This is a genomic window from Nostoc sp. (genome assembly GCF_041747015.1).
Lineage (GTDB): Bacteria > Cyanobacteriota > Cyanobacteriia > Cyanobacteriales > Nostocaceae > Nostoc.
On the sequence record NZ_JBGTFY010000120.1, the window covers coordinates 1 to 6,946 of the forward strand.

The 6,946-nt window shown below is 43.8% G+C and carries 5 protein-coding genes and 2 pseudogenes; 1 reads left to right on the forward strand and 6 read right to left on the reverse strand.

What is annotated here, in order from left to right:
• Positions 1 to 69 precede the first annotated feature (69 nt).
• From ACEW80_RS09015 to ACEW80_RS09040, 6 genes and pseudogenes are all read right to left on the reverse strand, one after another.
• Complete coding sequence (locus ACEW80_RS09015; protein ID WP_373526259.1) at positions 70 to 567, reverse strand: DUF29 domain-containing protein; 498 nt, start codon at positions 565 to 567, stop codon at positions 70 to 72.
• A 398-nt stretch (positions 568 to 965) separates the two neighbouring features.
• Positions 966 to 1,109: a hypothetical protein gene (locus ACEW80_RS09020; protein ID WP_373526260.1), complete on the reverse strand. Its 144-nt coding sequence runs from the start codon at positions 1,107 to 1,109 to the stop codon at positions 966 to 968.
• A 125-nt stretch (positions 1,110 to 1,234) separates the two neighbouring features.
• Entirely contained in the window at positions 1,235 to 2,524 is a 1,290-nt protein-coding gene (locus tag ACEW80_RS09025; protein WP_373526261.1) for a Glu/Leu/Phe/Val dehydrogenase, read from the reverse strand.
• A 533-nt stretch (positions 2,525 to 3,057) separates the two neighbouring features.
• The gene (locus ACEW80_RS09030) at positions 3,058 to 4,257 is read right to left on the reverse strand and encodes a beta-ketoacyl-ACP synthase (protein WP_373526262.1); all 1,200 of its coding nucleotides are present in this window, start codon (positions 4,255 to 4,257) and stop codon (positions 3,058 to 3,060) included.
• A 23-nt stretch (positions 4,258 to 4,280) separates the two neighbouring features.
• Positions 4,281 to 5,081, reverse strand: a pseudogene (locus ACEW80_RS09035) (peptidylprolyl isomerase).
• A 112-nt stretch (positions 5,082 to 5,193) separates the two neighbouring features.
• Positions 5,194 to 5,763 (reverse strand): photosystem I assembly protein Ycf4, encoded by a 570-nt coding sequence (locus ACEW80_RS09040; RefSeq protein WP_373526263.1) that lies wholly within the window; start codon positions 5,761 to 5,763, stop codon positions 5,194 to 5,196.
• A 1,018-nt stretch (positions 5,764 to 6,781) separates the two neighbouring features.
• Here ACEW80_RS09040 and ACEW80_RS09045 point away from each other — a divergent pair.
• Positions 6,782 to 6,946, forward strand: a pseudogene (locus ACEW80_RS09045) (photosystem II D2 protein (photosystem q(a) protein)); the annotation flags it as partial.

Consider the following 6,946-nt stretch of genomic DNA (forward strand, 5'->3'; position numbering starts at 1 on the left):
TTTCCAAGCCTATTAAATCCGGCTGCACGACTGGATAACTCCTATGGAAGCCCAAGTTAAGTATCTATTTTAATCGGCTTTACCGTGATGATTGTGGTTATATTCGGGAAACCAGTTTTCATCTAAAATTTGTTCTAAAGAACCAATGGGGATAACAGGGAATATGTCAATGGGGAGTTGAGAGCGATCAGTTGCTTCTGTCCTTGCGTCTTGATAACATTCATCAAATATTTCTAAAATATAAGGTTTTAAGCTGGGACTATCTTTCAGAGCTTTTTTAATCTCTCTACGAAAAGTCCTAATTTCCCCTTTCCAATGTCCTTGATTACGTTCTCTTTCATTATCCCAACATTTGAGTTTTAGTAGATGTTCAAGAAGCTTAATTAATAAACTTTCAATTGCTCGCTTCTCCCTTCTACCCATAGTTTCTAATTCTTCTAACAAATTATCTAAATCAACAACAGAAAACTGTCCAGTGCGAAGTTGGTTGATAGTTGTTCTCAGCCAGAGATAATAATCTTGGTCGTATAAGGTTTGAGTTGCTAGTTGGATTATTGGTTTCACCATACAATAGCCGAACTCCTACTATTTTTTTAATTTAACTAAATCGACTTAGGGTAAACGCCAACTTAGCATGACTCGCACTCCGCCATTAGGTAAAGCTAACATCTCCCAGAGGCGATGTCTTGCGACAAGCCGCTTTGCGTCTACGCATTCATCATTTTAGTGCCATAGCCACCTTTTTTGCGATCGCACTTTCGATGACACGCTGATATAGAGGGAGCGCACTTTATTGTGTACTAGTAAGATTGCTCTTTATTAAACAACCCAATAACTAAGTGCGAACTGACTTGTCAGCGATTGCGTTATCGCTCTTTTTAAATAAACTAAAAACCGAGGGCGATCGCTTGATATAATTAATCTTGCCAATTTTGTTTTGCTCTAGTAAAAATTTCATCTATAGTCTAATCTTGATATACTGTTCTAGACATTTGTACATAATCAGTAGAAGTTTTGTGTAGCAGTGTCAAGAACCTCATAGCTGCTGCTGAACCGAGAGATTTATATAGTGCATTGATGCCTTTTACTTGAATTTCTGTATCATCCATAATATTATTTATTTCCACAGAATTCAGGAGTCAGGAGTCAGAATGGGCTAAACACCCCGCTATCGCTAACAGAATTTAATTCTGTGTGACTATTCTGAATTCTGCATTATTTTTCAATCAAAAACTTAAGGATAAAGACCTCTGTCAGTCAGCGCTTGGGCAACTCTACCCACCCCGATGGTGTAAGCTGCTAACCTTAAAGAAATTTGCCGTACCTTCGACTGGTGAATCACCCGGCGGTAGGCTTGCACCATCAAATGTTCCATTTCGCGGTTGACGCGCTCCTCATCCCAAAATACGTAGGAAAGTCCCTGCACCCACTCTAGATAACTGACTACTACACCGCCAGCATTCGCCAAGATGTCTGGCAGCACTGTCACACCCCGCGCCTCTAACGACAAGTTAGCCTCAAGAGTAACTGGCCCGTTAGCTGCTTCTGCGACAATTTGTGCCTGCACCTGATTCACATTTTCCTCAGTGATTTGGTTTTCTAAAGCCGCTGGTATTAAGACATCGCAGGGTAAAGTCAATAAATCTGCATTGCTAATTGGTACAGATTGCGGAAAACCCATAATACTCTTGCGATTTTCAGCAGCGTAAACTTTCAACTTGGGAATATCAAGACCAAGTTCGGAAAATATTCCCCCAGCACCCGTTGAAACAGCGATAATTTTTGCGCCTGCTTCATATAGTAATTCTGCTGCGGCACAGCCGACGTTACCGAAACCCTGAATAACTACTCGCACTCCTGCCAAGGATTTACCTTGCTCTGCCAGCGCCTCACGTACAATAATCATCACACCACGTCCGGTTGCCATTTCTCGTCCCAAGGAACCACCAATAGATAGGGGCTTCCCAGTTACAACCCCCGGCACAGCATGACCAACATTCACAGAGTAAGTGTCCATCATCCAAGCCATTTCACGGGCAGAAGTACCCATATCGGGTGCAGGAATATCTACGGCAGGCCCAATATCTTTAATTAACTCGCTGATATAACGGCGGCTGATTCGCTCTAATTCGCCAACACTGTAATGTTTTGGATCGATGGCAATGCCACCCTTGCCACCACCGTAAGGAATACCTAACAAGGCACATTTCCAGGTCATCAGCATTGCTAGAGCGGATACTTCGCGCAGTGTCACAGCTGGATGGTAACGAATTCCGCCTTTGTAGGGGCCTAAAACATCGGAGTGCTGCACGCGATGTCCAGCGAGAACTTGTATTTCACCATCATCTAGTCTCACGGGAATGGAAACTGTGACAACCTTACGCGGGTGGCTGAGAATTTCCAGCAAACCTTGATTTAAATTTAATTCTTTAGCTGCCGCTTCTAAGTAGCTACAGGCTTGGTCAAATGGGCATATATGCGCTGGAGAAGCAGGTTCTGGCAGCAACAGGGATTTGGAAATCATAAGATTTTCTCCTAAATACGGTATCTTTACGAACCAGATATCGTATGTATTTAGCTTATCCTGTTTTTTGGGAAAAACAAGAATTTTGTAGTTTTTGTTACAGTTTTATATTTTATATTCTGCTAGGGACTTAAAGAAGTATGCGAAATAATAGACTAATATAGCGTTTCCTAATCACATGAGGTACATCATAGCCCCCAATACGGTTCAGTTAAGGAAAATTGTAGGTTGGGTTGAGGCTTTGCGAAACCCAACAAACCTGCCCAAATGTTGGGTTTCGTTCCTCAACCCAACCTACGCAGCTTAAGGTTTTTTGCGCTAACTGAACCGTATTGTCATAGCCCCCGCTCTTCGGGAGGGGGTTGGGGGTGGGGTTCTTGTACCTCACCCCACAAGAGTTACATAACACTTATGTTTAAGTGGCTTCATTCTCTCTCAGAGCGATCGCCTGCTCGATGAATGCTTCTAAGTTTTGGGTAGCAGTGAGATTGTCAAACAGAACATTAATGACTAATGACAACCCTCACAAGTTTTTACCTTGCCAATGCGATCGCTGCATTCTGTCCACCAAAGCCAAAACTCAAACATAAGACCTGCCGAATTTTACTTAGATGTGCTGCTGTAACGAGGTCTAAATCAAACTCTGGCTGCTGCAATCCTACACATGGCGGTAATATTTGATGCTTTAACGCCATGAGAGAAAAAGCTACACCTAAGGCTCCCGAAGCTCCTAATGTATGGCCTGTGCTTCCCTTAGTCGAACTAACTGCTACCCCTTGGGGAAATAAACGCTGGATTATCATGCTTTCTATGCGGTCATTTAGCTGAGTAGCTGTGCCATGAGCATGAATATAATCAATATCGGCTGGTGATAGACAACTACGTTCTAGACATTGTTTGATGGCAGCGATCGCACTTTTCCCTTCAGGTTCTAGTGAATTGGGATGATAGGCATCGTTAGTTAAGCCAAAACTGAGAATTTCCCCATATACTTTTGCTTGACGCTGCTTTGCCAACTCTGCTGATTCTAAGACAAACACAGCTGCGCCTTCGCCTAATACTAAGCCTTCTCGGTGTAAATCATAGGGATAAGCTCCAGTTTTCGCCAAAGCACCCATCTGCTGAAACGCAGCTAAAGTTAAGGGTGTAATTGGTGCTTCCACTGCGCCAGCGATCGCTCGTTGACATTGCCCAGTTTGCACCAATAAAGCTGCTTGGGCAATAGACCAAATTCCAGTTGCACAAGCTGCCATCGGTGCCAAAACTATCCCTGATGCCCCAATTTGTCTTGCAGCTGCGATCGCATTCATGTGAGGTAATGTATCTAGCCAATTTCCAAAAGAGGATACTGAAGACTCTTTCCCATGCCCCATGCCCCATGCCCCATGCCCAAAAACTCCATCCCCTTGTGGGTGGAGTTTTTCATACATTTGCCTTGCAAGCATCTCCCAAGACGCTTGATAAGAGCGACTTGAACCAATGACTACAGCAAAATCAGCTAAAGGTGGAACTAACCCAGCATCTTGCAAAGCAGAAGCAACAACCAGCTGAGTTAATATTGCCAACTCAGATGGTTGTTGACCAATCAAACCTAGAGGAAGTGGGGTAAATTCTGGAAATGGTTGATGTAATCGAATTCCAGATTTACCTGCGATTAAATTTCGCCAACTATCCTCTAAGCTTCCACCCAAGGCGGAAATTAAACCAATACCAGTTACACAAACCTTAACCAATTTGAATTTTGAATTGATTTCTCCTACTGTCCAGGTGTTTTCAGATTTTCTGCACCTTGGGTAACTTTAGCGGAGTCAATGCGATCGCCTTGCTGAATTTTGTTTACTACATCGAAACCTTGAGTGACATTGCCAAACACGGCGTAGTTACCATCCAAGAAGGCTAAATCGGCTAAAGCAAAGTAAAACTGGGCAGAAGCCGAGTCTGGTTGTTGCGATCGGGCCATTGCTACTGCACCCTGCTTATGGGGCAATACGACAGCTTGAGCAGTAGCATCAAATGGTTTATTGTAAATTGGAGTATCTGAACCTTTTGCCTTAACTTCTAGAGGTATGTAGCGAGCGTTTCCGGTTTTTGGGTCCATATAACTACCTGTTCCTAGTCTATCTGCTGGAACTTTCGGGTCTTTGCTTTGAGGATCGCCCCCTTGAACCACAAACGGTTGGGGTTCGCGGACAACTCAATGGAAAGCTAAACCGTCGTACACACCCTTCTGCACTAAATCTACAAAGTTGCCAGATGTAATGGGGGCATTAGTGCCGTCTACTTCGATAGTAATTGGCGAGCCTTTAACCGTGAGAACCACAGTAGCCTTGCCTTCGAGCCGTGGTAAATCTGTCATTCCAGGAATATTCTCACTAATAGTTTGAGATACAGATGTTGCTTCAGTAGTTGTCTTGGTGCTTGCCTCGCTGATTGGAGAGGTAGCTGTTGAGGTTGGAGAAGAAGTATTAGAAGCTACTTGCTCTGTTGAACATCCTCCCAACATCAAAGCACTGATGAGCACAAGAGAAAGCAAAAATTGTGAAATTTTCAACCGCATTGCCCATTACTGACTCAACCAGAGTATCTTATCGTCTCAAGGGAGAATGGGGAATGGGGAGGTCGGGGGGAAATGCCCAATGCCCAATGCCCAATGTCCAATGCCCAATGCCTTAAAGTCCTTCTAGTGACACTCCCAAAAAGCGGGCTAACTTTGCGCCTTCTGTTTCTAACTCTGTTAAAGATAACGGTTGTCCAACTCGTGTTAAGGGTATATCTCGCCGATTCTTAACCCGTAGATAGAGGGCGCGAAGGGGATTAAGACCTTCCTTTACGGCTATTCGCACAGATTGCACATCTTCTATGCGGCTGTCAATCTCAATTTGGCGGTCTTTGCCAGGAAATCCCCAACGGAATATTTTTATTGTGCCAGTTTCCTGATTAAATTCGTTGTAACCACCTCCGACATCCCATAAAATCACTAGCCATAAGTATGTGGCTAGTAGCAAGCCAGCAGTACCATATAACCCCATAGCCAGACCTTGGGGGACGAATATCAGTTGAGTTGGATCGCTAACTATGAGTAAATTAACTTTTAAATAACTTGACAACCCAGCCAGAAAAAAACCTGTTGCTCCCAAGGTAACGATAGTTGCCCACCAGTAGTTACTAAACCGGCGAGAACCGAGAACATTTTGATGCAGGAGGCGATCGCCTGTGTTAATCGTTGTTGATGCCGTCATTGAACTACCATTGCCTGTGAGATACTCTCTTTAAAAGTCTCCCATTGAATCGGGATATCTTGCAAGTTGAATTGGGCATGGGGCATTGATTATTCTCCTTTGCTCCCCGATCTCACTTGTCGCGCCATACCCCATGCCCATTGCTAATTGTTTAGATTTCTGAGAAAACTTGTGTCAAATTGTAAAAATTCTGATATTTATATTATTTATCGGAACGCCGTAATACCCCATCCGTCTATACGGTGGGGATGTAAGGCGGCGATTGACGATTACATCTGTAATTGATTTTTACCGCAGGTAAAACAGAGGACAGATGTATGATAGCGCAGCGTTAGCGAGGCACGAGCGTCGGAATGAGCTATTTCTTAGAAGCCAATGCAGCGAAGTAGATAATTCCATTTGAATGTTAAAATATAAAAGTGAGTATGAGCAACTATCTACGTGTTGAAGCATTCTAGTTTCGGTGAGACTCCGGCACAGTAAGTCACTACTGCTTAAAAGCAGAAAGCCTAAACAACTGACAAGCAATATCAGGATGCAGAACGTACCTAACTGGCTGAGTGATGGACTCTGAAAGCGCGAATCTAAACTAAATGTAAGCCCAATTCTTACGCCAATCGTTACGGTGTTAGTTTGAGGGTCTAGAGGGATACTTGAATGTCCCACTGTCATCATGAGATGTCAGGAATCCCCATCCGCCTACGCGGTGGGGTGGTTCAAAAGGTTTGTGTCACATAGCTGATTTGCTTCTGTGTATCAGGCAAAAACCCGGACTAATGTGATAAATTAAGAATCATTAAGTTACCACCAGCTAGATTATTAGCCGATGGTACGTGTAATGTCATAACCCTGAGAAATGGTGACTTCAGTAGTCGGCAAGCTCTCAGAATCTCAGTTGCTTAAAAGCAGTTAAGATTGTCAAAAAAACGTTAATTTCTTACAGCAGTCGGTTACACTAGCTTTCCGCGCTGCCTGAGAAACGTTGCAATTTTAGTAAAAAAATGAGGATTTTAGTCCGATGACCATCGCAGTTGGACGCGCACCCAGTAGAGGGTGGTTTGACGTTCTAGACGACTGGCTCAAGCGCGATCGCTTCGTATTTGTAGGTTGGTCAGGGATACTATTGTTCCCCTGCGCCTTCCTAGCACTAGGCGGTTGGTTGACCGGCACCACCTTCGTCACC